The 26,179-nt window shown below is 51.7% G+C and carries 28 protein-coding genes; 14 read left to right on the top strand and 14 right to left on the bottom strand.

Annotated elements, in window-relative coordinates:
• Positions 1 to 17: 17 nt before the first annotated feature.
• The 3 genes from ldtC to OGX66_RS07600 all read right to left on the bottom strand — a co-directional run bounded on the left by ldtC (position 18) and on the right by OGX66_RS07600 (position 5,762).
• Entirely contained in the window at positions 18 to 983 is a 966-nt protein-coding gene (ldtC, locus tag OGX66_RS07610; protein WP_003846722.1) for a L,D-transpeptidase LdtC, read from the bottom strand.
• Positions 984 to 1,132: 149 nt separating this feature from the next.
• Positions 1,133 to 4,579: a transcription-repair coupling factor gene (gene mfd / locus OGX66_RS07605; RefSeq protein ID WP_270939456.1), complete on the bottom strand. Its 3,447-nt coding sequence runs from the start codon at positions 4,577 to 4,579 to the stop codon at positions 1,133 to 1,135.
• A 118-nt stretch (positions 4,580 to 4,697) separates the two neighbouring features.
• Positions 4,698 to 5,762, bottom strand: a complete 1,065-nt coding sequence (locus OGX66_RS07600; RefSeq protein ID WP_088902432.1) for an acyltransferase family protein — start codon at positions 5,760 to 5,762, stop codon at positions 4,698 to 4,700.
• A gap of 261 nt (positions 5,763 to 6,023) precedes the next feature.
• On the opposite strand from OGX66_RS07600, the gene lolC reads away from it, so the two are divergent.
• The 5 genes from lolC to cobB all read left to right on the top strand — a co-directional run bounded on the left by lolC (position 6,024) and on the right by cobB (position 10,999).
• On the top strand, positions 6,024 to 7,223 hold the full coding sequence (lolC, locus tag OGX66_RS07595) for a lipoprotein-releasing ABC transporter permease subunit LolC (protein ID WP_003030806.1): 1,200 nt from the start codon (positions 6,024 to 6,026) through the stop codon (positions 7,221 to 7,223).
• Positions 7,216 to 7,917, top strand: a complete 702-nt coding sequence (gene lolD, locus OGX66_RS07590; RefSeq protein WP_003030805.1) for a lipoprotein-releasing ABC transporter ATP-binding protein LolD — start codon at positions 7,216 to 7,218, stop codon at positions 7,915 to 7,917. Before lolC ends, lolD begins: the two co-directional genes overlap by 8 nt.
• The gene (lolE, locus tag OGX66_RS07585; RefSeq protein WP_088902431.1) at positions 7,917 to 9,161 is read left to right on the top strand and encodes a lipoprotein-releasing ABC transporter permease subunit LolE; all 1,245 of its coding nucleotides are present in this window, start codon (positions 7,917 to 7,919) and stop codon (positions 9,159 to 9,161) included. Before lolD ends, lolE begins: the two co-directional genes overlap by 1 nt.
• Positions 9,162 to 9,250: 89 nt before the next feature.
• Positions 9,251 to 10,162 carry an N-acetylglucosamine kinase gene (gene nagK, locus OGX66_RS07580; protein WP_003030802.1) on the top strand — a complete coding sequence of 304 codons (912 nt, stop codon included), beginning with the start codon at positions 9,251 to 9,253 and terminating at the stop codon, positions 10,160 to 10,162.
• 15 nt (positions 10,163 to 10,177) lie between these two features.
• Entirely contained in the window at positions 10,178 to 10,999 is an 822-nt protein-coding gene (gene cobB / locus OGX66_RS07575) for a Sir2 family NAD+-dependent deacetylase (protein WP_003030799.1), read from the top strand.
• Positions 11,000 to 11,098: 99 nt separating this feature from the next.
• On the opposite strand, the gene potD is transcribed toward cobB, so the two are convergent.
• The 10 genes from potD to OGX66_RS07525 form a co-directional block, all read right to left on the bottom strand.
• On the bottom strand, positions 11,099 to 12,145 hold the full coding sequence (gene potD / locus OGX66_RS07570) for a spermidine/putrescine ABC transporter substrate-binding protein PotD (RefSeq protein WP_003030797.1): 1,047 nt from the start codon (positions 12,143 to 12,145) through the stop codon (positions 11,099 to 11,101).
• A 27-nt stretch (positions 12,146 to 12,172) separates the two neighbouring features.
• Positions 12,173 to 12,952, bottom strand: a complete 780-nt coding sequence (gene potC / locus OGX66_RS07565; protein WP_003030794.1) for a spermidine/putrescine ABC transporter permease PotC — start codon at positions 12,950 to 12,952, stop codon at positions 12,173 to 12,175.
• On the bottom strand, positions 12,949 to 13,158 hold the full coding sequence (locus OGX66_RS07560) for a hypothetical protein (RefSeq protein WP_137397961.1): 210 nt from the start codon (positions 13,156 to 13,158) through the stop codon (positions 12,949 to 12,951). Before OGX66_RS07560 ends, potC begins: the two co-directional genes overlap by 4 nt.
• Positions 13,137 to 14,255, bottom strand: coding sequence for a phage integrase Arm DNA-binding domain-containing protein (locus OGX66_RS07555; protein ID WP_115258738.1), 1,119 nt, complete (start codon positions 14,253 to 14,255; stop codon positions 13,137 to 13,139). Before OGX66_RS07555 ends, OGX66_RS07560 begins: the two co-directional genes overlap by 22 nt.
• On the bottom strand, positions 14,230 to 14,493 hold the full coding sequence (locus OGX66_RS07550) for an excisionase (RefSeq protein WP_137397962.1): 264 nt from the start codon (positions 14,491 to 14,493) through the stop codon (positions 14,230 to 14,232). The genes OGX66_RS07555 and OGX66_RS07550 overlap by 26 nt, the downstream gene beginning before the upstream one ends.
• A 67-nt stretch (positions 14,494 to 14,560) precedes the next feature.
• Entirely contained in the window at positions 14,561 to 17,032 is a 2,472-nt protein-coding gene (locus tag OGX66_RS07545) for a 3'-5' exonuclease (RefSeq protein ID WP_286511278.1), read from the bottom strand.
• A gap of 141 nt (positions 17,033 to 17,173) precedes the next feature.
• Complete coding sequence (locus OGX66_RS07540; RefSeq protein WP_256873913.1) at positions 17,174 to 17,512, bottom strand: RrF2 family transcriptional regulator; 339 nt, start codon at positions 17,510 to 17,512, stop codon at positions 17,174 to 17,176.
• Positions 17,512 to 17,850, bottom strand: a complete 339-nt coding sequence (locus OGX66_RS07535) for a hypothetical protein (RefSeq protein ID WP_135107954.1) — start codon at positions 17,848 to 17,850, stop codon at positions 17,512 to 17,514. The genes OGX66_RS07540 and OGX66_RS07535 overlap by 1 nt, the downstream gene beginning before the upstream one ends.
• 161 nt (positions 17,851 to 18,011) lie before the next feature.
• The gene (locus tag OGX66_RS07530; protein WP_032943037.1) at positions 18,012 to 18,227 is read right to left on the bottom strand and encodes a hypothetical protein; all 216 of its coding nucleotides are present in this window, start codon (positions 18,225 to 18,227) and stop codon (positions 18,012 to 18,014) included.
• Positions 18,228 to 18,445: 218 nt separating this feature from the next.
• Entirely contained in the window at positions 18,446 to 18,826 is a 381-nt protein-coding gene (locus tag OGX66_RS07525) for a helix-turn-helix domain-containing protein (protein ID WP_003832307.1), read from the bottom strand.
• Positions 18,827 to 18,931: 105 nt separating this feature from the next.
• Between OGX66_RS07525 and OGX66_RS07520 the strand changes: the two genes are divergently transcribed.
• The 9 genes from OGX66_RS07520 (at position 18,932) to arsC (ending at position 25,753) form a co-directional block, all read left to right on the top strand.
• Positions 18,932 to 19,144: a helix-turn-helix domain-containing protein gene (locus OGX66_RS07520; protein ID WP_003832309.1), complete on the top strand. Its 213-nt coding sequence runs from the start codon at positions 18,932 to 18,934 to the stop codon at positions 19,142 to 19,144.
• A 3-nt stretch (positions 19,145 to 19,147) separates the two neighbouring features.
• Positions 19,148 to 19,702 (top strand): toxin YdaT family protein, encoded by a 555-nt coding sequence (locus OGX66_RS07515; RefSeq protein WP_038643237.1) that lies wholly within the window; start codon positions 19,148 to 19,150, stop codon positions 19,700 to 19,702.
• Between the two features lie 252 nt (positions 19,703 to 19,954).
• Complete coding sequence (locus OGX66_RS07510; protein WP_038643236.1) at positions 19,955 to 20,866, top strand: DnaT-like ssDNA-binding domain-containing protein; 912 nt, start codon at positions 19,955 to 19,957, stop codon at positions 20,864 to 20,866.
• Complete coding sequence (locus OGX66_RS07505) at positions 20,778 to 21,323, top strand: replication protein P (RefSeq protein ID WP_127785720.1); 546 nt, start codon at positions 20,778 to 20,780, stop codon at positions 21,321 to 21,323. The genes OGX66_RS07510 and OGX66_RS07505 overlap by 89 nt, the downstream gene beginning before the upstream one ends.
• Before the next feature lie 123 nt (positions 21,324 to 21,446).
• Positions 21,447 to 21,800, top strand: a complete 354-nt coding sequence (arsR, locus tag OGX66_RS07500; RefSeq protein WP_204525212.1) for a transcriptional regulator — start codon at positions 21,447 to 21,449, stop codon at positions 21,798 to 21,800.
• Positions 21,801 to 21,847: 47 nt separating this feature from the next.
• Positions 21,848 to 22,210, top strand: coding sequence for an arsenite efflux transporter metallochaperone ArsD (gene arsD, locus OGX66_RS07495; protein ID WP_038641374.1), 363 nt, complete (start codon positions 21,848 to 21,850; stop codon positions 22,208 to 22,210).
• A gap of 17 nt (positions 22,211 to 22,227) precedes the next feature.
• On the top strand, positions 22,228 to 23,979 hold the full coding sequence (arsA, locus tag OGX66_RS07490) for an arsenite efflux transporter ATPase subunit ArsA (RefSeq protein ID WP_286511266.1): 1,752 nt from the start codon (positions 22,228 to 22,230) through the stop codon (positions 23,977 to 23,979).
• A gap of 46 nt (positions 23,980 to 24,025) precedes the next feature.
• Positions 24,026 to 25,315, top strand: coding sequence for an arsenite efflux transporter membrane subunit ArsB (gene arsB / locus OGX66_RS07485; RefSeq protein ID WP_038641369.1), 1,290 nt, complete (start codon positions 24,026 to 24,028; stop codon positions 25,313 to 25,315).
• Positions 25,316 to 25,327: 12 nt separating this feature from the next.
• Positions 25,328 to 25,753 (top strand): glutaredoxin-dependent arsenate reductase, encoded by a 426-nt coding sequence (gene arsC, locus OGX66_RS07480; protein ID WP_038641366.1) that lies wholly within the window; start codon positions 25,328 to 25,330, stop codon positions 25,751 to 25,753.
• Between the two features lie 67 nt (positions 25,754 to 25,820).
• On the opposite strand, the gene OGX66_RS07475 is transcribed toward arsC, so the two are convergent.
• Positions 25,821 to 26,117, bottom strand: coding sequence for an ArsR/SmtB family transcription factor (locus tag OGX66_RS07475; RefSeq protein WP_038641364.1), 297 nt, complete (start codon positions 26,115 to 26,117; stop codon positions 25,821 to 25,823).
• Positions 26,118 to 26,179 lie beyond the last annotated feature (62 nt).

The following is a 26,179-nucleotide window of genomic DNA, read 5'->3' as shown; positions in this document are numbered from 1 at the left end:
TTTTTTATGTGCGGAGTTTACATCGGCTGTTGAGCAACGTCGTGATGACGGGTCACATCGACCGGCATGCCTGAGCGAATCTCCATCGCATGATCCATGACGGCGGTATCTGTTTGCGCCGCATTTTTAAATGTCTGCATGGACGCGTTCAGCACGATTGGCAACAGTTGCGGGTCGTCATTGATTTTTTCGGACAGCGGCTGATGCACTTCTACCAGCCGCACGCCGTTAGGCTCAACGGATGCTTTGATCGGTGTATTGATAATATTGACCTTAGTTCCGGGCGTTACCTGACGGAACAGGGTTTCGATATCACCGTCTCGCAGACGAATACAGCCGGAACTGACGCGCATGCCGATGCCAAAGTCAGCATTGGTGCCATGCAGCAGATAAACGCCGCCGTATGCCGCTAAGCGAATTGCATGATGGCCCATCGGGTTATCCGGACCGGCAGGTACAACGGCAGGCAGGTCAATTCCGTTTGCTTTGTATCGCGCGCGGATATTTGCCGTCGGCGTCCAGGTGGGGTTGGCGCGTTTATCAGAAATGGTGGTTACCATCGTAGGCGTCAGCGTGTCACCACCTAACTGGCCAATACCAATAGGATAAACGGTCACCGAATTGGTCCCCGGCTGGTAATAATAAAGACGCAGTTCGGCGAGGTTGATAACAATACCTTCGCGCGGGGCGTCAGGTAGCAGAGTTTGTAACGGTATAGTCAGCACGCTGCCCGGACGTGGTACGTAAGGGTCAACGCCGGGGTTGGCCTGCAGCAGCGCTAAAAAGCCGACATTATATTTTTTCGCAATCGCCTCCAGAGAACCGCCATTGTCTTCAACAACGTGAACGGTATTCTGGCCCACCAGACGGCTTCCCGGCGGCGGTAGCGGCCAGGTGTTTGCCTGAGCCGGAAGTGCTAACGCGAAGGTCGCTGCCAGCGTAAAAAACGCGAGCCAGCGAGAGAGTCGTTTATTGTTTAACATCACCATAAATCCATTGTTTTTACGTGGTTTTTATTATGTAAAAGTAAACGAGAATTATGGCGGTTTGCTGTGTCTGGAAGTGCAGGGAAGTGCAAAGAGTTTGTAAATTCATCAGGCCGGGTGAGTGGTGTGCTCACCCGGCCTGTTCACTATGCTACGGCGTTTTCTTCAAGCTGACGCATAAACTGGCGGACCCAGTCGATCCGCGTTTTACGCTCGCCCAGATCTTGCATAAATTTCAGTCGGGTTGGGCCGTCCAGACGGAAGTGTTGCGGTTGTTTTTGCAGTAAACCAATCAGCCAGACCGGGTTGACGTGGTTTTTCTCGGCAAATTCGATGGTACCGCCTTTGTCATGACCTTCGAGCTTTCTGATCCCCAGTTTCTGCGCCTGCTGGCGTAAACGAGCGATATCCAGCAACGTACGGGCCGGGTCGGGCAGCAGGCCAAAACGATCTATCAGCTCGACCTTAATCTCTTCCAGTTCGTTTTCGCCTTTCGCGCTGGCAATGCGCTTGTAGAACGATAGTCGGGTGTTAACATCCGGTATATAGTTATCCGGCAGCAGAGACGGCATACGCAATTCAACTTCGGTTTGCTGGCTGGTGAGATCTTCCAGTGACGGTTCGCGTCCCTCCTTGAGCGCATCGACAGCATTTTCCAGCAGCTCCATATACAACGAGAAGCCGATGCTTTCCATGGAACCACTTTGATCTTCACCCAGCAGTTCCCCGGCGCCGCGAATTTCAAGGTCGTGGGTCGCCAGCGCAAATCCTGCACCCAAATCTTCCAGCGAAGCGATGGCTTCCAGACGCTTTTGCGCGTCGGTGGTCATTGCTTTTGGATGCGGCGTCAGCAGCCAGGCGTACGCCTGATGGTGTGAGCGTCCCACACGACCGCGTAGCTGGTGCAATTGCGCTAAACCAAAGTGATCGGCGCGTTCGATGATAATGGTGTTGGCGGTCGGAATGTCGATCCCGGTTTCGATAATAGTGGTACACACCAGCACGTTAAAACGCTGATGGTGGAAATCGTTCATCACGCGTTCCAGCTCGCGCTCGCGCATTTGCCCGTGGCCGATACCAATACGCGCTTCCGGCACCAGTTCTGCTAATCTGTCAGCGGTTTTCTGGATATTTTCGACGTCGTTAAACAGATAATAAACTTGTCCCCCGCGCAGAACTTCACGCAGGATCGCCTCGCGTACCACCAGGCTGTCGTATTCGCGTACGAAGGTTTTGACCGCCAGACGACGAGCAGGCGGCGTGGCGATGATCGACAGATCGCGCATGCCGCTCATCGCCATATTGAGCGTACGCGGAATAGGCGTTGCCGTCAGGGTCAGAATATCGACATCCGCACGCATCGCCTTGATGCGTTCTTTGTGGCGAACGCCGAAACGGTGCTCTTCATCGACAATCAGCAGACCCAGATCTTTTAACTTCACATCCGCTTGCAGCAGTTTGTGCGTGCCGATGAGAATATCAATTTTCCCCTCGGCAACCTGTTCCAGAATCTGCGCTTGCTCTTTGGCGCTACGGAAACGGGACAACATCTCAATGCGTACCGGCCAGTTGGCAAAACGATCGCGGAAGTTGTCGAAGTGCTGCTGTGCGAGCAGGGTAGTCGGAACCAGCACGGCAACCTGTTTGTGGTTCTCTACGGCAAGGAAAGCGGCGCGCATCGCGACTTCGGTTTTACCAAAACCGACGTCGCCGCACACCAGGCGGTCCATGGCCAGCGGTTGACACATATCGCTGAGTACAGCGTTGATCGCCTGCGCCTGGTCAGGCGTGGTTTCAAACGGGAAGCTGTCGCAAAACAGCTGATACTGTTCACGGTCATGCTTAAAGGCAAAGCCTTCTTTCGCCGCGCGCTGGGCATAAATATCCAGCAGCTCTGCCGCGACATCGCGCACCTTCTCAGCGGCTTTCTGTCGGGCGCGTGACCAGGCATCGCCGCCCAGTTTATGCAGCGGCGCATTCTCTTCTGCACCGCCCGCATAGCGGCTGATCAGATGCAGTGACGACACCGGCACGTACAGTTTGGCGTCGTTGGCATAGGTGAGCATCAGATATTCACCGGTGATACCGCCCGCTTCCAGCGTGGTCATCCCGGCATAGCGACCCACGCCGTGTTCCAGATGCACTACCGGCTGACCGGGATGCAGCTCTGCAAGGTTACGAATTAATGTATCCGGGTTGATGGTGCGACGCGAATCCTGGCGGCGACGCGCCACGCGTTCCCCAAGCAGATCGCTTTCACAAATCAGTGCCAGATTGCGTTTGCTATCGATGAAGCCGTGCTCAGCTGCGCCAATCATCAGATAACGACCGTTATCTACGGCTTCATCGAGTCGCAATATCCGCTTCGGTGCCACTTTGATACGAGCGAGCAACTCGCCAAGCGCTTCACGTCGGCCTTCAGTTTCGACCGAGAAAATCACCGGGCCGGTAAAGCCCTCAAGGAATTTACGTAACGCATCTAACGGTGATTTTTGCTGTGCCTGCACGGCGATGTCCGGCAGCTTCTGGAACCCGAGGTTGGTATTCGCAGCTTTGTTCGCCAGACTCTCGGTTTTCAGTTGAACGCGCGGCCAGCGTTTAAGTTCAGAAAACAGCTCATCAACCCGCAGCCACAGCGATTCCGGCGGCAGAAGCGGGCGCATTGGATCAACACCGCGATTTTCAAAGCGTGACAGGGTATCGGCCTGGAAGCGTTCTGCGCTGGTCTCGATATCACCGGTATTGACCAATAACGTATTGGCAGGGAAGTAGCTGAACAGCGGCGGCAGCGGCTCGCTGAAAAACAGCGGTTGCCAGTATTCAATACCCGCAGGTAACGTGCCTTTGCTGACCTGCTGATAAATATGTTCGGCGTCGCGTTTAACCTCAAAGGTATCGCGCCACTGACTACGGAATAGCTCGATGGCCGTTTTGTCAGTCGGGAATTCGTGCGCGGGAAGCAAATTAATGGCATCGACTTCTTCCAGCGTGCGCTGGGTGTCGGTATCAAACAGACGCAGGCTGTCGATTTCGTCATCAAAGAAATCCAGACGATAAGGCAACTCGCTGCCCATCGGGAACAGATCCAACAACGCGCCGCGCGTGGCGTATTCGCCGTGTTCCATGACCTGATCAACATGGCGATAGCCAGCGCTATCCAGCTGTTCGCGCAGGGCGTCGCGCGAAAGCCGCTGACCTTTTTTCATGACCAGCGCATGCCCGTGCAGATAGCTGTGCGGACAGACACGCTGCATCAGGGTATTTACCGGAACGATCAGTACGCCTCGCTGCATGGCAGGCAGTTGATACAGCGTAGAGAGACGCGAAGAGATAATCTCCTGATGGGGAGAAAAACTGTCATAGGGCAGCGTTTCCCAGTCGGCCAGGTTCATCACCATCTGGTCGGTAAACTGACGAATTTCATCATGCAGGCGCAAAGCATTTTGCATGTCCGGCGCGATCAGCACCACTGGACCGGCGTGATGTTCGGCGATTTCGGCGACCAGCGTTGCGCAGGCGGCACCGGTAAGCTCACCCAACTGGCGCTGATCGCCAGCTTTCGCTGGGAGCGTGTAACGATGTTGTTCAGGCATTCGGTTGTCAGGTTCTCGTTTAGATATACATCTGATAAGCAATGTTCTTTATTATCCGTGATCGTTTCTCATAAGCAAATTGATTCGCCCCCTGATGGGGGCAAAAAGCGCGTTGGGGTTAGCGCGAAACGACCGATAATGAAGGCGGGGAAAAGAGCAGGTCGGCCACTGTTTTTTGTGAAATTTTACGCACCAACAGGCCAAACAAGGTGCACAGCAGCAGGCAGGCGAATGGATACACCAGCAGCAGGGCCAGCTCTGCATATGCAGGCCAGGCGGCATGATTAATGTTTGGGATTAGCGTTAAGCTGAACAGCTCAACCAGAATACGGTGGGTGGTGTAGATGGCGATGGTATTGGCACCAATTACGCTTAACGGGCCGGACTCACGCATACCAAAGCGCAGCTCAAATTGATAAAACAGCTTCATGATCAGCACAATGGAAAGAAGAGAAAGTAATAGTGAGACATTTGCCAGCCACGCGACGATGGCGGCGATTGCGCTAACCAGAACAATGAGCGCATGGCGGCGCAGGGGCACCTCCTTAATCCATACCATCAGCGTTGCGCCAAACCATGCACCGAGGCTGTACCAGGGCAGATTGCGAATCACGCTGTTCATTCCCCACCACGGCGTCGGGACAAAGTTGATCGTCACGCTCAGCGCCACAAATAACGCCAACAGCGGCACCGCCCAGCGGCTGAAAATTTTACACAGAACAAAATAGACAATCAGTGCGTACAGATACCACAAGCTGGTACTGGCGGTCAGCATCCCGTGGGTAAAACCTGCGATCGAACCAGCATAAGCGGCGTTGGCAGCATGGCTCAGATCGCGCTGTGGGGCCAGCCAGTTATTGAGCGCCACTAACGCCAGCCATTGCACCACACCCCAGAGAATCAGCACCCAGGCAATACTCCAGATCCGTTTATCCACGCAGGTGGCCCACGGGACGCTATCAATGTAGCGACGGATCAGATATCCCGAAATAAAGAAAAAGACCGGCATGCGAAACGGCGCCAGGTACAAATTGAGGTAAATCCAGCATTTGCTCAGCAGCTCTGAAAGCGGATGCTGAAAAGTAGTGAGGTGCGGGTAAAATGTGATTACCGAGTGGTAAATCACCACCAGGCAAATACATAACCCTTTGATTTTATTAATCCATAGTTCTTTTTTATTCATCGAGACGGCGTATCCATATTGTTGGTTATAGCCTGCCATCCTGCGCAACCCGCTGTGCGCTGTAATGCGTAACTGTCTGCATTTTGATTTTTTAAGATAAAGATCAGGGACCGGGATGGAAGGGAAAAGGGACAGCTTTAGTGAATTGATTTATTTATACTTTTAGGAATAGTGCTGACGAACACTTACGGTTCAGTCATTTACCCATTCCGCTTTCGCTTATATACTCGTGACTTTGCTAACAGCAACCAGACGGATTTCATGTACCAACCTGTCGCTCTATTCATCGGCCTGCGTTATATGCGTGGGCGTGCAGCAGATCGCTTCGGTCGCTTCGTTTCCTGGCTCTCCACCATTGGCATTACCCTCGGGGTGATGGCGCTGGTCACGGTGTTGTCGGTGATGAACGGTTTTGAGCGCGAGCTGCAAAACAATATTCTTGGTCTGATGCCTCAGGCCGTCCTCTCGTCTGAACAGGGTTCCCTCAATCCGCAACAACTGCCGGAAAAAGCGGTGGTGTTGAACGGCGTCAACCGAGTTGCACCCATAACTACGGGAGATGTGGTGCTGCAAAGCGCGCGTAGCGTGGCGGTCGGCGTGATGCTCGGTATCGATCCGGCGCAAAAAGATCCGTTAACGCCGTATCTGGTCAATGTGAAGCAAACAGATCTGCAACCGGGTAAGTATAATGTCATCCTCGGCGAGCAGCTTGCCGGGCAGTTGGGCGTGAACCGTGGCGATCAAATTCGCGTGATGGTGCCTTCGGCCAGCCAGTTTACGCCGATGGGACGTTTGCCGAGCCAGCGTCTGTTTACGGTGATTGGCACCTTCGCCGCCAACAGCGAAGTAGACGGCTACCAGATGCTAACCAACATTCAGGATGCTTCCCGCCTGATGCGCTATCCGGTGGGCAATATTACCGGCTGGCGTCTGTGGCTGAACGAACCGTTAAAAGTTGATACGCTGAGCCAGCAAACGCTGCCGCAGGGCACCAAATGGCAGGACTGGCGCGAGCGCAAAGGGGAACTGTTCCAGGCCGTGCGCATGGAGAAGAACATGATGGGGCTACTGCTTAGCCTGATCGTGGCTGTGGCGGCTTTTAATATTATTACCTCGCTGGGTCTGATGGTAATGGAGAAGCAAGGAGAAGTGGCGATTCTACAAACGCAGGGGCTAACGCCGCGGCAGATAATGATGGTGTTTATGGTTCAGGGGGCCAGTGCCGGGATTATCGGCGCGCTGCTTGGCGCGGTGCTGGGCGCATTGCTCGCCAGCCAACTGAACAATTTGATGCCAATTATTGGTGTGCTGCTGGATGGTGCGGCGCTGCCGGTCGCTATCGAGCCGCTGCAGGTTATCGTCATTGCGCTGGTGGCGATGGCCATCGCGTTGCTGTCTACGCTTTATCCTTCCTGGCGCGCTGCCGCCACTCAACCCGCTGAGGCTTTACGTTATGAATAAGATCCTGTTGCAATGCGACAACCTGTGCAAACGCTATCAGGAAGGCACTGTGCAGACCGATGTCCTGCACGATGTCAGTTTTAGCGTCGGCGAAGGTGAGATGATGGCGATTGTCGGCAGCTCTGGCTCCGGCAAGAGTACGCTGCTGCATCTGTTAGGCGGGTTGGATACCCCGACTTCCGGCGACGTCATTTTTAGCGGTCAGCCAATGAGCAAGCTCTCGTCGGCGGCGAAAGCGGAACTGCGTAATCAGAAGCTGGGCTTTATTTACCAGTTCCACCATTTACTGCCGGACTTTACCGCGCTGGAAAACGTAGCGATGCCGCTGCTGATAGGCAAGAAAAAACCAGCTGAAATAACCGAGCGCGCACGGGATATGCTGAAAGCCGTAGGACTGGATCATCGTGCCAGTCATCGCCCGTCTGAACTGTCTGGCGGCGAACGCCAGCGTGTGGCCATCGCTCGTGCGCTGGTGAATAACCCGCGTCTGGTCCTGGCGGATGAGCCAACGGGTAACCTGGATGCGCGTAACGCGGACAGCATTTTCGAGCTTCTGGGCGAGCTGAACCGTTCTCAGGGCACGGCATTTCTGGTGGTGACGCACGATCTGCAACTGGCGAAGCGGATGAGCCGCCAGCTGGAGATGCGCGATGGTCGCCTGACGGCAGAACTGAGCCTGATGGGAGCTGAGTAATGGCTTCGCCTTTATCGTTATTGATTGGTCTGCGCTTTAGCCGTGGTCGGCGGCGCGGCGGTATGGTTTCGCTGATATCTGTGATTTCCACCGTTGGCATCGCGTTGGGTGTGGCGGTGTTGATCGTTGGTTTAAGTGCCATGAACGGATTTGAGCGTGAGCTGAACAACCGTATTCTGGCCGTAGTCCCACACGGAGAGATTGAAGCCGTAAATCAGCCGTGGAATAACTGGCAGGAAGCGCTCGACAAAGTACAAAAAGTGCCGGGTATTGTCGCCGCGGCGCCTTATATCAACTTTACCGGACTGGTAGAGAGCGGGGCGAACTTACGCGCGGTGCAGGTGAAGGGCGTTGACCCGAAACAGGAACAGCGTTTAAGCGCACTGCCATCCTTCGTGCAAAACCATGCCTGGGATAATTTTAAAGCCGGTGAACAACAAATCATCATTGGTAAGGGTATTGCCGATGCGCTGAAGGTGAAGCAGGGCGACTGGGTGTCGATTATGATCCCTAACGCCAGCGCGGATCATAAATTACAGCAGCCTAAACGCGTGCGTTTGCACGTAACGGGAATTCTGCAGCTGAGCGGTCAGCTCGATCACAGCTTTGCCATGATCCCAATGGAAGATGCGCAGCAATATCTGGATATGGGAACCAGCGTTTCCGGGATTGCGCTGAAGGTTAACGACGTGTTTAACGCCAATAAGCTGGTGCGGGACGCGGGTGAAGTCACCAATAACTATGTTTATATTAAGAGCTGGATCGGTACTTACGGCTATATGTATCGCGATATCCAGATGATTCGCGCCATTATGTATCTGGCGATGGTGCTGGTGATTGGTGTGGCCTGCTTTAATATCGTTTCCACGTTAGTGATGGCGGTAAAAGACAAAAGCGGCGATATTGCGGTATTAAGAACCCTCGGGGCGAAAGATGGGTTGATCCGTGCCATTTTTGTCTGGTACGGCCTGCTGGCGGGTCTGTTCGGTAGCCTGATAGGCGTCGTCATCGGGGTGGTTGTCTCGTTGCAACTGACGCCGATCATCAACGGAATCGAGGCGCTTATCGGTCATCGGTTCCTGTCCGGCGATATCTATTTCATTGACTTCCTGCCATCGGAATTACACTGGCTGGATGTGATTTACGTGCTGGTGACAGCACTCGTGCTGAGTCTTTTGGCAAGTTGGTATCCGGCGCGTCGCGCCAGCAATATTGATCCTGCGAGAGTACTTAGCGGCCAATAACAACAATAATACACGACAGCATTCATGCTGCATCAAGGCGTAGCCAACGCAGAGGCATCTTGAAGGATGACGTGTATCAAGGAGCGGTGATGTATTACGGATTTGACATCGGCGGGACCAAAATTGCGCTGGGCGTGTTTGATAAGCAACGTCGTCTGCAATGGGAAACTCGCGTCCCTACACCTCGCGACAGCTACGACGCTTTCCTTGATGCGGTCTGCAATCTGGTGACGGAAGCTGACCAGCGTTTTGGTATCAAAGGTTCGGTCGGTATCGGGATTCCTGGCATGCCGGAAACGGAAGACGGCACGTTGTACGCGGCCAACGTTCCTGCCGCCAGTGGCAAACCGCTCCGCGCCGATCTTAGCGCTCGCCTTGACCGCGATGTGCGTCTGGATAACGATGCGAACTGTTTTGCTCTCTCCGAAGCCTGGGATGACGAGTTTACCCAATATCCGCTGGTGATGGGGTTGATCCTCGGTACGGGCGTTGGCGGCGGCCTGGTGCTTAACGGGAAATCCATCACCGGACGCAGCTATATCACCGGCGAGTTTGGTCATATTCGTTTGCCGGTCGATGCGCTGACGCTGATGGGCTTTGATTTCCCGCTGCGCCGCTGCGGATGCGGCCAACTGGGATGCATCGAAAGCTATCTTTCCGGCGGTGGATTTGCGTGGTTGTATCAGCATTACTACCATCAACCGCTGGATGCCCGTGAAATTATCGCGTTGTGGGAGCAGGGCGATGAACATGCGCGTGCACACGTAGAACGCTATCTGGATTTGCTGGCGGTGTGTCTTGGGAATATCCTGACTATCGTCGATCCTGATTTGGTGGTGATTGGCGGAGGCTTATCGAATTTTACCGCTATTACGACGCAACTGACGGACCGACTGCCACGTCATCTGTTGCCGGTTGCCCGGGTACCGCGTATTGAGCAGGCACGGCACGGTGATGCCGGCGGGATGCGCGGGGCTGCTTTCCTACATCTTACCGATTAATACAAAGAGGTTGTTATGCTGTCGCGTCGGGGTCATCGGTTAAGCCGCTTTCGTAAAAATAAACGCCATTTGCGCGATCGCCTGCGTCAACGAATCTTTTTCAGAGACAGAGTGGTGCCTGAATTGATGGAAAAACCAAGAGTGCTGGTACTGACGGGAGCGGGAATCTCCGCTGAGTCAGGAATTCGAACCTTCCGCGCGGCGGATGGTCTCTGGGAAGAACATCGGGTTGAGGACGTTGCGACTCCGGAAGGATTTAGTCGAAACCCGGAACTGGTTCAGTCGTTTTATAACGCCCGTCGCCATCAATTGCAACAGCCAGAAATCCAGCCCAACGCGGCGCATATCGCACTGGCAAAACTCGAAGCCGAACTGGGCGACCGTTTTTTACTGGTGACGCAGAACATTGATAACCTGCATGAGCGTGCGGGCAGCCAGAACGTTATCCATATGCACGGCGAACTGCTCAAGGTTCGCTGCTCGCAAAGCGGGCAGATTCTGGAATGGAAGGACGATGTGACCCCGGAAGATAAATGTCACTGCTGTCAATTTCCGGCACCGCTGCGACCACACGTGGTGTGGTTTGGTGAAATGCCGCTGGGCATGGATGAAATTTACATGGCGCTGGCAATGGCGGATGTATTCATTGCGATTGGCACATCGGGACATGTTTATCCGGCTGCGGGTTTTGTGCATGAGGCGCGGCTGCATGGGGCACATACGGTAGAACTAAATCTCGAACCGAGCCAGGTTGGCAGCGAGTTTGAAGAGAAGTATTACGGTCCGGCAAGCCAGGTGGTGCCAGAGTTTGTTGAGAAGTTATTGAAAGGTCTGTGAGCACGGATGGCGTAGGCCCGATAAGCGCAGCGCCATCGGGCAGTGATGATGCGCCGGATGCGACGCTGGCGCGTCTTATCCGGCCTACGAGGAGGGCAATTAACGTCCTGCTTTTAGCTTCTGATAATACTCTTCATAGATAGCGCTGGCGGAACCGACGTCGTTCTGCCATTCCCCTTTGTTGATGGTTTCTGCGTCAGGGTACAGGGTTTTATCATTTGCGACTTCAGGGCTTAACAGCTTACGTGCTGCCAGGTTTGGCGTCGGATAACCAATAGTTTCCGCAACTTCTTTCGCCACGTCCGGGCGCAGCAGGAAGTTAATCAGCTTCAGCGCACCTTCTTTGTTTTTCGCGTTAGCCGGAATAGACAGGCTATCCATCCAGAAAATGCCACCTTCTTTAGGCCATACCACTTCCAGCGGTGTACCTGCCTGACGCGCAACATACGCGGAGCCATTCCATACCATCCCCAGATTGACTTCACCTTCCATATACGGGTTGGCCGGGTTGTCAGAGTTAAACGCCGCGACGTTAGGCATCAGCTTCTTCAGTTCGTTATAGGCGGCTTCAATCTCTTTCGGGTCGGTGGTATTGCCGGAGTATCCCAGCTTGCGCAGCGCCATCTGGAACACTTCACGCGCATCATCCGTTAACAGCAGACTGCCTTTGTACTCCGGTTTCCATAGATCGGCCCAACTGGTGACGGTTTTCGGATCGATAGCATCGCTGTTTACGCCAATGGCCGTCGCACCCCAGATATACGGGATGGAGTAGTCATTGTTCGGGTCAAACGGCTTGTTGAGCATTTCCGGATCGAGGTTGTGGAAGTTGGTCAACGTCGACTTGTCGATCTTCTGGATCATGCCTTCTTTACGCATTTTATCGACATAATAGGTGGACGGAACCACCAGATCGTATGCGCCGTCTTTATAGGTTTTGAGCTTGGCGTACATGGTTTCGTTCGACTCGTAGGTCGAATAGATAACCTTAATGCCGGTCTCTTTGGTGAATTGTTCCAGCAGCCCTGGCGGGACATACTCGGTCCAGTTATAGAAATAGAGCGTGTTGTTGTCATTCGCGTGAGCGGCGCTCATGCCCAGTGCCAGAGCACCCGCCGCGAGCAGGTGGCGTGACCATTTTTTCATCATTTAACGTCCCCTGAATTAAGGGCCTCAGCGGCCCTTGGTTTTATCACGTGCAATAAGCTGGCTGGCGATCACCATAACCAGCGACAGAACCAACAAAATGGTCGCCAGCGCGTTCACCTCTGGTGATACACCGACTTTGACCATTGAGTAGATTTTTAATGGCAGAATTTCATAACCCGGTCCGGTAACGAAGGACGAAACGACGACATCATCCATCGACAGCGTAAAGCTCAGCAACCAACCTGCAGCCACCGCAGGCATAGCCAGTGGCAGTATAATCTTGCGCAGAATAGTTACTTCGCTGGCACCCAAATCTTTAGCAGCCTCAAGCATGCGTACATCAAAACCTTTCAGGCGTGAGTAAACTGTCACCACCACAAAAGGCAGACAAAAAGTGATATGTGAGAACAACAGCGACCAGAAACCCAGTTGAATGCCGATCAGCATAAACAGCACCAGCAGAGATATTGCCATCACAATATCTGGCGACATCATCACCACGAACAGCATACCACTGACGAACGGTTTACCGCGAAAACGGTAGCGGTACAGCGCAACCGCAGTGAGTGAGCCGATCAAGGTGGCAAACGTGGCGGATAGCACAGCCATCGTCAGCGAGTGCTGCGCCGCCTGCAACAGGCTGTCGTTATTCATCAGCAGGCCGTACCATTTGGTAGTAAAACCCTGCCAGTTGATGCCGAAGCGCGAGCTGTTAAAGGAGTTCACAATCAGAATGATGATTGGAATATACAGATACGCGTAGATAGCGGTCATAAAACCGCCGCGGAGCAGTCGACCGATCATTCGAGTTCCACCTTCTTGTTCAGAAGGCGTGACGCTTTCAGAGCATTGAAAATAATCAACTTTTTCTCTTCTCCAAAATCTCTCCAAAACTTCCCACCAAAACAGACAGCCAAAAAATAAGCGGCCATCACTAAGGCCGCGAATTTTACAACAATTTTCCAGGTGATCGGAAAAAAATGCCCATTTAAATGACTAGCTTTAGCCATTCCTGTCCACGAGTGTCGTTATAGCGATCTGTTGTTGCCTGCACTTTATGGCCCAGCAGCGTTTTAGTGTCGATCCCTTGCGCGCGGTACAGTCGTTCGGCTAGCGAGCGTTGCTCGTGGAATGTCGTTGGCGTTTTCCCGGCTGGTGGCTTAATTCCCGCCAGATCCCGGGCATCCGCAAAATAATCTGACAGGTTGTCTTTGCTCATTGGCTGGCCTTTTTTCTGCAACCGGCTGTGAACCAGGTAAGGGCTAACAATCTTGTTGCGACAACCGGCAATGACCTCTTTGAGCGTCATGCCCACGGCATCGCAATGAAGTGACAGGGGTAACGCAAGGCGCATACCTGTTTTGCCCTGAATGACATGCAAATGACCGTCCCACACATCAGAAAATTTCATTCTGACAATATCCTCTCTTCGCTGGCCGGTAACCAGGGCGAGAAGCATGGCGTTCCTGTTGTAATGCCCTTCAGGGGTAACATTGAATATGGCCCGCCAGTCCTCGATGCTGAGTCGTGCCCGGGTCACTTTCGGTACCGGTTTTCGCGTCGCCTCCGGAGGATTCCAGCCAGGAGGAACTTCACCCGCATGCTGTGCTTCGCGATAAATATCCACCCACACCACGCGATTGTTTAGCGCTGTGCTGGCCTGCCCCTTATCGAGCCATTCCTCCAGTATCAGGGAAAAATCCCTGACTTCCAGACTACGCAACGGATGATTACCAAGTCGACCAACCAAAAGATTAGCCATCCTCATCTTTTCTTTGAGTCGGGTTTCTGACAGATCACCGTTGTCTACACGTGTGCGCTGCACTTTTTCATAGCGAACAATCCACGCCTTTAAACTGATCCCGCGCGCCTTATTTAATGATGGTTTTTCATCGATTTTTTTCAGGAAATAATCAGCTTCTGCCGCAGCCAGTCGCTGATTGGCGATGACCGCTATTTTTTCTGCTTTGGTTTTATCGGTTCCGAGTCCGTGAAATTTTCCGGTTACTGGGTTTTTATATTGGTAATAGGTTTTGTCGGTTCGGCGATCAAACCGGGCATAAAGCCCGGGAATGGAGATGCTATTTTTTCGTGGCCTTGGCGACATGATTGAGGATCTCCTTTAGCGCGTCATCATCGTTATCATGAATTTCTGGCGCCACGCCGACAGCGCCGGGGCCGACATACACTGCATTGCGATCTACACACCAGCGCCCGCAAATTTTTTCCGGCTTCGGGTTTATGTAGCCCAGCTTGCCGTATTTCACCAGCGTGGTATTGGTAATTACAAAACCAAAGCGACCGGCTTTCCATTCTGTCAGCGGTATCAGAAATTGTTCACTCATAGCCATCACTCGCGATAGCCAGCTATTACGATACGCGCAACAGCTGGCATTGGTTGATATTCAATAATCAGTTTGCGGTCAGACGTTGCCAGATTGCAGAGACGTATTTGACCTGATGTCGGGCGTCAGAACGCGCATTGTGCATGTCGCCTTCAAACGGGATGTCGTAGCGTGGATTGATACCGACAGATTTACCCAGTTCGACCATGGTCCTTACGTCCCTGTCATTCCAGAACGGAACAGAGAAGGGAGTTTCTGTTAACGCGTATGCGCGGCGCAGAATGACGTTATCAAACGAGCAACCATTACCCCATAATTGAACAGTGTGGCTACCGTTAGCAGCGTTTTCAGCGATAAAGTCAGCCAGGAGTTCAAGGGTTTCACGCAGCCCCAGGGCCTCATCAACAAGAATGGCAGAGCGGGCTTCAGATGATTGTTTCAACCACCACTGAATTGTCGACGCATCCGGTTTCATGCCAAACGACATCGATGATTCAAGACTGACAACCGGGTAAAATTCGGCACCAGTGTTACCAGTTGAAGGATCAAAATATACGGCGCCGATAGAGACTATTGGTGCATCAGGACCGCTGCCCATAGTTTCCAAATCAACCATCAGGTGAGTATAAAAAGCGTTCAGGTGATCCGTATCTATATGGTGAACGGGTTCATTATTCAGGGAAGCTGGAGGCTCACCAGTTGCATCAGTGCTTTCAACTGGCAAAGCTGCTGCTTCGCCCTGAGGCACATCAGGATTGGTTTTGATTTCGCTGTTGTCAGTTTTTTCCATCTGCACATCGCTGGTGGTTTCCTCGGTATTGGCTTGATGTAATTTTTCTTCGACGGCGCGCTGGCGTACCTGGTCTACGACAGAAAGCGCTGGCGCCGGCTGGTTACCCATCAGGCCATCAATGGAGAAAACACCGTTGCCCATGTTGGCGATTTCTGGTTGTTCGGCTATTGCCTTCTGTTCAGCTGTGGACCTCTCTTTAATCTCGTTTTCCCAGCTTTTTTCTGGTACGTGACCGGCTGCCGCCAGGGTTTCTTCAGTTGGGTGCTGGTGGTCGGTTTCAGTCAGATTTTTGTTGATGTAACGGCTCAGCAGCTCCGGGAAATGGTGAGTGTTTTCTTCTGCACTACGAATAAGCGCGAAAATAGCGGCGCGGGAATAATCCAGGATGCCAGCGCGTTTGCGCAGGGCGGCGGACCACTCTTTGAACGGGCTTTCATTTTTAGCAATGATCTCTTTTGCACGACGGAAAACGCCACCTGGGATATCGTAGATGTTGAAATCCATTGGAAGTGTGGCCAGCGCAATATCAATGTCCAGAGTATCCAGCGTGTGGACAAGTTCCGGGTTGCGATCGGTCTTATTGCCTCCACCAGCGTTGGTTCCGGAGTCAGTGCGCTGAATCTGCGACACACGATTGCCCTTACACCACTCTTTAACCAGCAGCCCACGGTCAATGTGCTCAGTATTGAACCAGGCCTTAAAGAACTGGATAACGGTGACCAGATCAACTCGTTTTCCATCAACCGGAAAAACGGTTTTCAGCGCGCTGACGATTTTCCAGATATCTATCTCTGGCGCTTTCCTGAATGGTTCTACATTCTCGGCGGCAAGCAGCAGGTTCTGCACATAGCTGTTATCCACATCCAGCTCGAGTTCCTGAATGGTTTTCTTCTGCTCAGTATCAATATGGTAAGCATATTCTTCAGAAATAAACTGAGCTAAGAGGCGCTGGCGTAGCGGCAAAGTCGCAACGGTAATAAGCTCTGGCGTTACAGGTGGAATGGCATGTTCATCACCCGCAACTCCAGCTTTCTTTTGATTAACCCACTCCTGAACGGTAAGAGCTCGCTTTTCTGGTTCTTCAATCCATTCGGTAATAAATTGCTCAAATAAAGCAACGGTATAGACCTGCTCACGGTCGAAGACTTCTTTTACAGCGCTTGTCAGCTTCCACTCGACATGAGCAGAAAGCTCTTTCACCGCTGGCACATTCGAAACGGCCTGTAACAGGTTTTGTACATAGAGATCATTTTCGTCCAGTTCCATTTGTCCGATCTGGATGTGCTGCGCTTCACTGATTTCCTTCTCTTCAGTGTCATTGACCAGGTGCGCAATCAGTCGCTGAGACAGGCGCAAGCGAGATATGGGGCGGAGCAATGCTGGCGCATCGCTGGTGGGTACATTGGCACTGGAGGTTTCAGGTTTTTGCTGGCTGGAAGCCTCCAGATTTTCATTATCCGGCTTCTGTTTCAGTTGCCACGTTTGCTGGTCTTCTGCCAGTTCGTAACGATCGCACCATGTGTCATCAAGTGTGCTTTCCTCAGGAAGATCGTCAACAACAAACCAGTTGGTGCGGACAGGTAATTGATAGTCGGCGCCACGACCGACGGCAATATCGTTGTCTTCGAGAATATTGAGGATTTCGCGTTCTGCACGGGAATCTGATTTCGCAGAGAACCAGCAAAACAGGTTTTTTGCCTCAGTTGCTTTCGCTTTGGCTTTAATAAGATACGCATACGTTAACATTGCGTTCGGGCTCCATAGGATTGTAAGATACCCGGCAGCTGATGATCGCCGCCTAAGGTAGTGGTTATTGGTCAAAACTCGTTCCGGAAAGCTTTGGTCGGCTGACCGGGTACTTAACCCGCCTTGCGCGGGTTTTGTGCTTTATGGGGTAGGGGATTTTCCCTGCGCCAGCTGTGCGACGGGGACCCACTCCAGAGCATTCAGCACGGGCTCAAATGAATCAGGCGTGTGAGTAACGGCGCGAACGACGTCAGCCACGCTGGGGTTTGCTTTGCTAAGGTGGTACCCGCCACCAGCGCCACGCTGGCTGGTGACGATTTCACTGCTGCGCAGCTTCGAGAAAATCTGCTCGAGGTAAGACACAGACAGCTTTGATTCTTTACTGATAGATGCGATGGAAACCGGACTGCCGTTGTAAATCCTGTGGAGGATGGCAACGACCTGAACAGAAGCCACCACGCGTTTCATTCCAAACTCCATCACGCATCCTTTGCCGGTTCGCGACCGTATCCTGGGTTATCGTTTAAGGCGTCATTCAGAACCTGCATAGCCTCATTATGTGGAAGAGTCAGAGCAAGTTTGATCGCCGTTCCAAGAGCTTCAGCCGCACATTCAAACTTACGAGCGAGCCTGGCTGTTTCATCAACTTGTTCACCCATCGCTTCCATTTCAAAGTTGTGCTCAGTCCAGACTTCATCCATCACATCACTTTCAACTTCTTCACGTAATGCTTCTTTTACTTCCAGAACAGGCAAAACCCCGATTAATGCCTCGGCTGGTGCGCTGCTGAATCGCAATGCCAGATCGTTAGCTGACATAAAAACCTCCGGAAAAAAGCCCGCCACGGGACGGGCAAAGAACACTTTTCCAATTTAACCAGAACAGGTCTTCGTCTCCTGTTTGGTTACGATGGTGGTATTACCATCACAATGCCCTGTGCACCGGGCATGAGGCTGGCAACAGCCATTGGTCAAACTCGTTAAGAACGAACTGCAGTCTGTTGGTCGGCAGACGGGTCGCCCTTCTGGGCAAGCGTGTAGCAAATCAGTCGAATGATTACTTCAATGCGATTTAGATGTACGGCCTGACACCGCACTGGTTTACGTGCGAAATCGATCATGGATTTATCCTCTTGCGTTGCCCTTGTCGCCAGGCTGGCGGAACGTTGAACCTGCTGCGTGTTAATACTTGTCATCTCATCCGGTGATTCGTATGCCGCCGGCAGCTACTTCGTGGGCGTCCTGCCTCGATGACGTTTTTCAAAATGTGTTTATATTTAAACTCTAAATGTGTTTAAAAGTCAACACAGCATGTGTTTAAGGTGGTGTTGATGATAACGATATGGGAAAAGGGAGTGGGAAAGGCATAAAAAAACCAGCCAAGGAGGCTGGTTAGAGTGCTGAAAATTGTAGCTTAGTCGTCAGTTGGCTTTAATCGTCCCCGAAGGTATTTCTCAACATACTCATCAATTTCTTTCAGCCGTAATTGAAAGGTATCGATCATTCTGTCTTGTTCAGACTCCGGCAACTGGTCAAAAAGAGTAATCAACTTACGATGTTTTGGCGTTAACCATGATTCGGCGTGATCATCACCAAACATTAGCTCAGCCGGGCTAATGCCGAGAGCTTTAGATATCGTTATAGCGTCGTCAACGCCAACATTGCGGCGACCTGCTTCATAGTTCCCGATGCGTGACTGAGCCCACCCACATAACTCTGCGAGTTTAGATTGCGACATATTTTTCTGTTCGCGTAGTTGCTTCAGTCTGGCGGCAATTGCAGTGTTTATATTCATTACTGATTTTTACCACGTTACGTGTTAACGCTCAAAGAACGTTTCGTCTTGACTGTCTAACACATTGTGTGTTTAATTCAGCTAAACACTATATGTGAGGACAAGATGAACAACATCGCCAAAGAACGGCAAGCGCTCGGTTTAACTCAAGAGCAATTAGCCAAATTATTCGGGTGGCGTCAGTCAAGGCTCTCAAATTATGAGAACGGAACACGCCAACCAGGCCTACCGGAATGCAGATTGATTGTGGAGAAGCTTAACGAGTTAGGGCGCACCTGCTCTCTTGATAGTGTATTTCCGCCACAAAGCGAGGTCTGAATGATGCAATCAGTAGCTTATACCCATAATAAACCACGAGTAGCCGCTCCGGTGAAATCGCAAAATCAATTTAAACCCCAGCGCCGTGACGGCATTCAGCACCGTGCCATATTGGCCGCCGTTCGTGAATGGGAATCGACATTACCAGGACAGGCACAGGAACGGATCACTCAGCTGGTGGCTGAAGAGTGGGCCAAAGCAGATGGACGGGGAATTGCTGTTAATAAACAGAATTTATTCCGATACCTGAAAAACGAGGGCGGTTCGGAAAAGTACACGGCTTACGTTATGCAGCTGTCAGGTTCAATTATTGCTGCTATGCCAGTTCAGATCGCCAGAAAGCACGGGTTAAGTAATGCGAGCACAGAAGCAGAGCTGGTGGCGAACGCAATCAAAGAGTGCAGTGAGGCACACCATGCGAAATTAATCGGCGCGCCATTACAAAAGCTCGAGAAGGAAATTCGTGAGGCGGCAATCGCATTGTTCAACATGTTACCTGCTGACGCGGCGGGACCACTACTGGCGAGTATAAGCGCCGTAGCGCCGCAATTGTTTTAATCGAGTTTTGACCAATGACCATTATTACTGCAACTCGCGGGGTGAAGTATGCCTAATCCTTTGGCTAAGGCCATGCCTAAGAGTAAGGCTAGTAACGAGCCTTACCGTAAGGTGAAGATCACCATGTGGGATGATCCTAAATTTCGAGCCTTATCACCACTCCCGCCAAGTGGGCAGAGTCTGTTTATTTACCTGCTTACAGGCCCATTCACGGGGATTATACCCGGGCTGTATAAGGCGGGAAGGGCGGCTATGGCCGAAGAATTAAACTGGGATGTCGAAGCCTTCGACTTAGCCTTAGGCGAAGCCATAGCGTTAGGTATGGTGGAAGCCGACCTTAAAGCCAGAGTTTTTTGGTTGCCTAACGCGGTGAAACATAACCCTCCAGCATCAGTGAACGTGATCAAATCATGGGCAAGATCGTTTGAATTACTGCCTGAATGTTCACTGAAAGATAAAGCATATGAAGCTCTCAAAGCCGCCTGCTACGGGGTTTCTGACGCTATGGGGACGGCTTTTGATAAGGCTTTCGCTTTGCCTAAGGATAAGGCTAAGTCTTTGGCTAAACCTTTGCCATCAGGTATCCAGAAAGCAGTTAGCAGTAAACAGATCTTAAACCCCTCTCTTAACGCGGGCGCGATGAAAAATCCGAATGGGGATGAACCGCCATCCCCGGTCATGCCCCGATACCTGGACGGTGTTGATGAACCGATCGGGAAATTCAGCATGACAGATAGCTGGCTTCCCTCCAGAGACTTCCGACAGCGCGCTGCATCGTGGGGTATCCCCCTGCCTGAACCAGATTACCTTCTGACTGAACTCGCAGAATTCACCGCGTATTGGGAGTCGGAAGGGAAAGTTTTTACTCAAATCCAGTGGGAACAAAAATTTGCCCGACATGTAGCCCGGGTGAGAACGCAGGTAAAACCAGAAACCGGAGGTAACAGTCATGTGGGAGCAGGATCAGAACCAACAGCATCCCGGGCAGTTCAGCAAATTCAGTCAGCACACGCAGAGTGGCGCCGCAGGAATGGACTTGATGGCGACGGAAACAGCCTGGCGACTGTGGCAGGTCATGGGGGAGGTGTATTCGAACCGATGGACCCAGAAGAACGGGGCGGAGCCTTCGCCTATCTGGATAGCCCAGATAGGTTCGATGACTGAACCTCAAATTCGGCTGGTCTGTCAGCAATGCATGGAGCGCTGCGCGATGGGAAATACATGGCCGCCTGACCTGGCTGAGTTTGTTTCTCTGGTTTCAGAGAGTGGGGCGAATCCATTCGGACTGAAATCGGAGCAGGTTATGACGGAATACCGGCGCTGGCGCAATGAGTCATATCGGTATTCAGGAAGCGATAAATATCCATGGCCTCAGCCCGTGCTGTATCACATCTGCATTGAAATGCGCAGAACGGGCGTAGAACGACAAATGACAGAGGGGGAGCTGAAACGACTGGCAGAAAAGTTACTCACGAAGTGGTCGAAGCATGTTGGTAATGGACTAAGTGTCCCACCAATTCGACGTCAACTGGAAGCGCCGCGCCATCCGGCAGGACCAACGCCAGCACAATTACTGATAGATGAATACAGGCGTCGAAAAGCGGCAGGATTAACAAATTGAATAATGAACAATCAGTAAATCTGATATTAAAACCACATAGCCATCGTATTCGAATTTTCGAATGTGATGGTTGACGACACTCAACTATTGCAGGAAACTACGGAGAGAATTCAGGAGACTAAAATGGCTGAACTAACTTCTCTACAACTCTTCAAAAACCTTTCCGATGAAACTCGGCTGGGCATCGTGTTGCTGCTTAGAGTAATGGGAGAGCTATGCGTGTGCGATCTCTGTACGGCGCTGGATCAGTCGCAGCCCAAGATCTCCCGTCATCTGGCAATGCTCCGGGAAAGTGGATTATTACTGGATCGCAAGCAGGGCAAGTGGGTTCACTACCGCTTATCTCCGCATATTCCGTCATGGGCTGCTCAGGTAATTGAGCAGGCTTGGTTAAGCCAACAGGACGACGTACAGGCCATCGCCCGTAAGCTGGCATCGGCAAACTGCTTTGGTAGCGGTAAGGCTGTTTGCATCTAAAAAATTTGCCTGAACATATATGATTTTTCGAATGTGAGGTATTCAGAATGAAGACGTTAACGGTGTTTGACCCGGCAATGTGCTGCAGTACCGGCGTATGTGGCTCAGATGTCGATCAGGTTCTGGTTGATTTCTCTGCTGATGTGCAGTGGCTGAAAGGACGTGGCGTACAGGTTGAACGTTATAACCTGGCGCAGCAGCCCATGAGCTTTGTTCATAATGAGAAAGCGAAAGTATTCCTCGAAGCATCTGGAGCAGAAGGGCTTCCGCTACTGCTGTTGGACGGTGAAACGGTGATGGCTGGGCGATACCCAAAACGCGCTGAGCTGGCTCGCTGGTTCGGTATTCCGCTGGAGAAGGTAGGGTTAGCTCCCACCAGCTGCTGTGGTGGTAATACTTCCTGTTGCTGAATATGTCAGGAGGACATATGAAATTCTCAGAGAATATCCCGCCTTACCTGTTTTTTACTGGCAAGGGTGGCGTAGGAAAAACGTCCATTTCCTGCGCGACGGCTATCCGCCTTGCCGAACAAGGTAAGCGGGTTTTGCTGGTCAGTACAGATCCAGCCTCCAATGTCGGTCAGGTATTCGACCAGGCTATCGGTAACACCATTCGCTCTGTGACAGCAGTTACTGGACTTTCCGCTCTGGAGATTGACCCTCAGGAAGCTGCCCAACAATACCGCTCCAGAATCGTTGATCCTATCAAAGGTCTTCTGCCTGAAGACGTTGTTAACAGTATCAGCGAGCAGCTTTCAGGAGCCTGTACGACTGAGATTGCGGCGTTTGATGAGTTCACCGGCTTATTGACAGACGCTTCCCTGCTGACCCGCTTCGATCACATCATTTTTGATACAGCGCCGACGGGCCACACGATTCGCCTTCTCCAGCTTCCCGGTGCCTGGAGTAGTTTCATTGAAAGTAATCCGGATGGTGCTTCCTGTCTTGGCCCAATGGCCGGGCTGGAAAAGCAGCGTGAGCAGTATGCTCATGCGGTAGAGGCGTTGTCCGATCCTGAACGTACTCGCCTGGTTCTGGTTGCACGACTGCAAAAATCTACGCTGCAGGAAGTAGCCCGCACCCATGAAGAACTGGCCGCAATTGGCCTGAAAAACCAGTACCTGGTTATTAATGGTGTGCTGCCTAAAGCCGAAGCTGAACATGACGCGCTGGCTGCTGCGATATGGCAACGGGAGCAGGAAGCACTGGCAAATCTTCCTGCTGGTTTATCTGAGCTACCGAGAGATACCTTATTACTCCAGCCAGTAAATATGGTTGGTGTGTCTGCGTTGAAGGGGTTGTTGGATACCCGTTTTGATGCATTACCGCTCCCGGTACCGAACGTCCTGTACACGCCTGAAAACTTATCGCTCTCTGACCTGGTCGATGATATCGCCCGCAGTGAACATGGCCTGATTATGTTGATGGGCAAAGGTGGTGTAGGGAAAACCACGATGGCTGCTGCCATCGCCGTAAGGCTGGCAGACATGGGATATGACGTGCATCTCACCACCTCTGATCCCGCTGCGCACCTGAGTACAACGCTGAACGGCAGCCTCAAAAACCTGCAGGTCAGCCGCATCAACCCTCACGATGAAACCGAACGCTATCGCCAGCATGTTCTTGAGACGAAGGGAAAAGATCTGGACGAAGCAGGGAAACGGCTATTGGAAGAAGATTTACGTTCTCCCTGTACTGAAGAAATTGCCGTGTTCCAGGCTTTTTCCCGAGTGATTCGTGAAGCAGGTAAGCGGTTTGTTGTCATGGATACAGCTCCCACTGGGCACACGCTGTTGTTGCTGGATGCTACCGGGGCTTACCACCGAGAGATTGCCAAAAAAATGGGGGAGAAAGGTCATTTTACTACCCCAATGATGCAGCTTCAGGACCCGGAACGAACCAAAGTTCTGCTGGTCACTCTGCCTGAAACCACACCGGTACTGGAAGCGGCAAGCCTACAGGCTGACCTTGAAAGAGCGGGGATTCATCCATGGGGCTGGATTATCAATAACAGCCTTTCCATCGCGAATACGCGTTCTCCGTTGCTTTGCCAGCGCGCTCAGCAGGAACAGCCTCAGATTGAGGCTGTTAAGAATCAGCACGCTGACCATATAGCGCTCGTTCCGGTACTGGCTTCTGAGCCAACAGGTATTGAAAAACTCAGAGAGTTGGCGAGTTAATTTTTTGTTTATACAGGGCGGCAGATCCGCCCTGTCAGGAGGGTGTATGTTACTGGCAGGCGCTATTTTTGTCCTGACCATTGTCTTGGTTATCTGTCAACCGAAAGGATTAGGGATCGGCTGGAGTGCAACGCTGGGCGCGGGCCTGGCTTTGATTTCTGGCGTTGTGCATATAGGCGATATTCCGGTGGTGTGGAATATCGTCTGGAACGCGACAGCGACCTTTATTGCGGTGATTATCATCAGCCTGCTGCTCGATGAATCAGGCTTTTTCGAATGGGCGGCATTGCATGTTTCACGCTGGGGTAACGGTCGTGGCCGTTTGCTCTTTACCTATATCGTCCTGCTCGGCGCAGCGGTGGCGGCACTGTTTGCCAACGATGGTGCGGCACTTATTTTGACACCAATCGTTATTGCTATGCTGCTGGCATTAGGATTCAGCAAAGGTACTACGCTGGCATTCGTCATGGCAGCCGGGTTTATTGCCGATACTGCCAGCCTGCCGCTTATCGTGTCGAACCTGGTGAATATTGTTTCGGCGGACTTCTTTGGTCTGGGATTCACCGAATATGCATCGGTGATGGTACCGGTCGATATCGCCGCCATTATTGCCACACTAATTATGCTGCATCTGTTTTTCCGCAAGGACATCCCGCCAACTTACGATCTGGCCCTCCTAAAGAAACCAACAGAGGCAATAAAAGATACGGCTACATTCCGCACTGGCTGGATAGTTCTGATTCTCCTGCTTGTTGGTTTCTTCGTCCTCGAGCCGCTCGGTATTCCCGTTAGTGCGATTGCAGCGGTTGGGGCGATAATTCTGTTTGCAGTGGCGAAACGAGGCCATGCCATTAACACTGGTAAAGTGCTACATGGTGCACCCTGGCAGATCGTCATCTTCTCATTGGGGATGTACCTGGTAGTTTACGGTCTGCGCAACGCAGGGCTAACCGAATATCTTTCAGGTGTTCTGAACGTGCTGGCTGATAAAGGACTCTGGGCCGCGACGCTGGGTACTGGCTTCCTGACGGCTTTCCTGTCTTCCATCATGAACAACATGCCTACCGTGCTGGTTGGCGCTCTTTCTATTGATGGCAGTACCGCAACCGGCGTCATCAAAGAGGCGATGATTTATGCCAACGTGATTGGCTGCGATCTGGGGCCGAAAATCACACCTATTGGTAGCCTGGCAACGCTGCTCTGGCTACATGTACTTTCACAGAAGAATATGACCATCACGTGGGGATACTATTTCCGCACCGGGATTATCATGACTCTGCCTGTGCTGTTTGTAACGCTGGCAGCGCTGGCGCTACGTCTCTCTTTCACTTTGTAATGAGATACTGATATGAGCAACATCACCATTTATCACAATCCTGCCTGCGGCACGTCGCGTAACACGCTTGAGATGATCCGCAACAGCGGTAATGAGCCGACCGTTATTCTTTACCTTGAGACTCCACCTTCACGCGATGAGCTGGTCAAACTCATTGCTGATATGGGCATTTCCGTCCGGGCGTTACTACGTAAGAACGTCGAGCCATATGAGGAACTGGGTCTTGCCGAAGATAAATTTACTGACGACCAGTTAATTAACTTTATGTTGCAGCATCCGATCCTGATTAATCGCCCCATCGTGGTAACACCGCTGGGAACCAAACTGTGCCGTCCTTCTGAAGTTGTTCTGGATATCCTTCCTGATGCTCAGAAAGGGGCTTTCGCCAAGGAAGATGGCGAGAAAGTCGTTGATGATGCAGGCAAAAAATTGAAATAAGCGACAGGAGAGCCGCCTGTTATTTAGGCGGCTCCTTTATCAAATAAAAACAATGGATTGCCTCGATTTAAATCTTTGGACTGTTGATGCAACATTCTTCGCGTAGAAAATCAATAATCGACTCTAACTTGTCATATTGAGAAACGCAGATTAAGGAGCGGCTTTCGCGATTTTGTTTGACCAGACCTACGGAAACAAGAGCGGATATATGATGACTCAGTGTTGAAGATGGAATCGCAAGTTGTTTTTGTAGATCACCTACAGGTAAACCTTGTTCACCGGCTTTAACAAGGTGTTTGAAAATAAACAAACGTGTTGGATGTCCTAATTCTTTCATAGCTTTAGCTACTTCTTCTAGTTGCATGGTACCTTCCTCATCTATTGATATTTCGATAATACCAGAAATATGTTGATCTAACCTCAATA

The sequence above is a fragment of the Citrobacter sp. Cf072 genome, from assembly GCF_030334485.1.
GTDB lineage: Bacteria > Pseudomonadota > Gammaproteobacteria > Enterobacterales > Enterobacteriaceae > Citrobacter > Citrobacter freundii.
Note: the sequence above shows the minus strand (reverse complement) of the source record. Positions and strands in the feature narration are given on the sequence as shown.

What these genes read in the sequence shown, in the direction of transcription:
- OGX66_RS07475 (WP_038641364.1), bottom strand. Translation starts at nt 26,117, where the DNA reads ATGCAACTAGAAGAAGTAGCTAAAGCTATGAAAGAATTAGGACATCCA.
- OGX66_RS07600 (WP_088902432.1), bottom strand. Translation starts at nt 5,762, where the DNA reads ATGAATAAAAAAGAACTATGGATTAATAAAATCAAAGGGTTATGTATT.
- OGX66_RS07520 (WP_003832309.1), top strand. Translation starts at nt 18,932, where the DNA reads ATGAACAACATCGCCAAAGAACGGCAAGCGCTCGGTTTAACTCAAGAG.
- OGX66_RS07540 (WP_256873913.1), bottom strand. Translation starts at nt 17,512, where the DNA reads ATGGAGTTTGGAATGAAACGCGTGGTGGCTTCTGTTCAGGTCGTTGCC.
- lolD (WP_003030805.1), top strand. Translation starts at nt 7,216, where the DNA reads ATGAATAAGATCCTGTTGCAATGCGACAACCTGTGCAAACGCTATCAG.
- OGX66_RS07515 (WP_038643237.1), top strand. Translation starts at nt 19,148, where the DNA reads ATGCAATCAGTAGCTTATACCCATAATAAACCACGAGTAGCCGCTCCG.
- ldtC (WP_003846722.1), bottom strand. Translation starts at nt 983, where the DNA reads ATGTTAAACAATAAACGACTCTCTCGCTGGCTCGCGTTTTTTACGCTG.
- OGX66_RS07550 (WP_137397962.1), bottom strand. Translation starts at nt 14,493, where the DNA reads ATGAGTGAACAATTTCTGATACCGCTGACAGAATGGAAAGCCGGTCGC.
- cobB (WP_003030799.1), top strand. Translation starts at nt 10,178, where the DNA reads ATGCTGTCGCGTCGGGGTCATCGGTTAAGCCGCTTTCGTAAAAATAAA.
- OGX66_RS07530 (WP_032943037.1), bottom strand. Translation starts at nt 18,227, where the DNA reads ATGACAAGTATTAACACGCAGCAGGTTCAACGTTCCGCCAGCCTGGCG.
- arsB (WP_038641369.1), top strand. Translation starts at nt 24,026, where the DNA reads ATGTTACTGGCAGGCGCTATTTTTGTCCTGACCATTGTCTTGGTTATC.
- OGX66_RS07555 (WP_115258738.1), bottom strand. Translation starts at nt 14,255, where the DNA reads ATGTCGCCAAGGCCACGAAAAAATAGCATCTCCATTCCCGGGCTTTAT.
- lolC (WP_003030806.1), top strand. Translation starts at nt 6,024, where the DNA reads ATGTACCAACCTGTCGCTCTATTCATCGGCCTGCGTTATATGCGTGGG.
- arsD (WP_038641374.1), top strand. Translation starts at nt 21,848, where the DNA reads ATGAAGACGTTAACGGTGTTTGACCCGGCAATGTGCTGCAGTACCGGC.
- nagK (WP_003030802.1), top strand. Translation starts at nt 9,251, where the DNA reads ATGTATTACGGATTTGACATCGGCGGGACCAAAATTGCGCTGGGCGTG.
- OGX66_RS07535 (WP_135107954.1), bottom strand. Translation starts at nt 17,850, where the DNA reads ATGTCAGCTAACGATCTGGCATTGCGATTCAGCAGCGCACCAGCCGAG.
- lolE (WP_088902431.1), top strand. Translation starts at nt 7,917, where the DNA reads ATGGCTTCGCCTTTATCGTTATTGATTGGTCTGCGCTTTAGCCGTGGT.
- arsC (WP_038641366.1), top strand. Translation starts at nt 25,328, where the DNA reads ATGAGCAACATCACCATTTATCACAATCCTGCCTGCGGCACGTCGCGT.
- potC (WP_003030794.1), bottom strand. Translation starts at nt 12,952, where the DNA reads ATGATCGGTCGACTGCTCCGCGGCGGTTTTATGACCGCTATCTACGCG.
- OGX66_RS07545 (WP_286511278.1), bottom strand. Translation starts at nt 17,032, where the DNA reads ATGTTAACGTATGCGTATCTTATTAAAGCCAAAGCGAAAGCAACTGAG.
- OGX66_RS07560 (WP_137397961.1), bottom strand. Translation starts at nt 13,158, where the DNA reads ATGGCTAAAGCTAGTCATTTAAATGGGCATTTTTTTCCGATCACCTGG.
- OGX66_RS07525 (WP_003832307.1), bottom strand. Translation starts at nt 18,826, where the DNA reads ATGAATATAAACACTGCAATTGCCGCCAGACTGAAGCAACTACGCGAA.
- mfd (WP_270939456.1), bottom strand. Translation starts at nt 4,579, where the DNA reads ATGCCTGAACAACATCGTTACACGCTCCCAGCGAAAGCTGGCGATCAG.
- potD (WP_003030797.1), bottom strand. Translation starts at nt 12,145, where the DNA reads ATGAAAAAATGGTCACGCCACCTGCTCGCGGCGGGTGCTCTGGCACTG.
- arsR (WP_204525212.1), top strand. Translation starts at nt 21,447, where the DNA reads ATGGCTGAACTAACTTCTCTACAACTCTTCAAAAACCTTTCCGATGAA.
- arsA (WP_286511266.1), top strand. Translation starts at nt 22,228, where the DNA reads ATGAAATTCTCAGAGAATATCCCGCCTTACCTGTTTTTTACTGGCAAG.
- OGX66_RS07505 (WP_127785720.1), top strand. Translation starts at nt 20,778, where the DNA reads ATGGGGGAGGTGTATTCGAACCGATGGACCCAGAAGAACGGGGCGGAG.
- OGX66_RS07510 (WP_038643236.1), top strand. Translation starts at nt 19,955, where the DNA reads ATGGCCGAAGAATTAAACTGGGATGTCGAAGCCTTCGACTTAGCCTTA.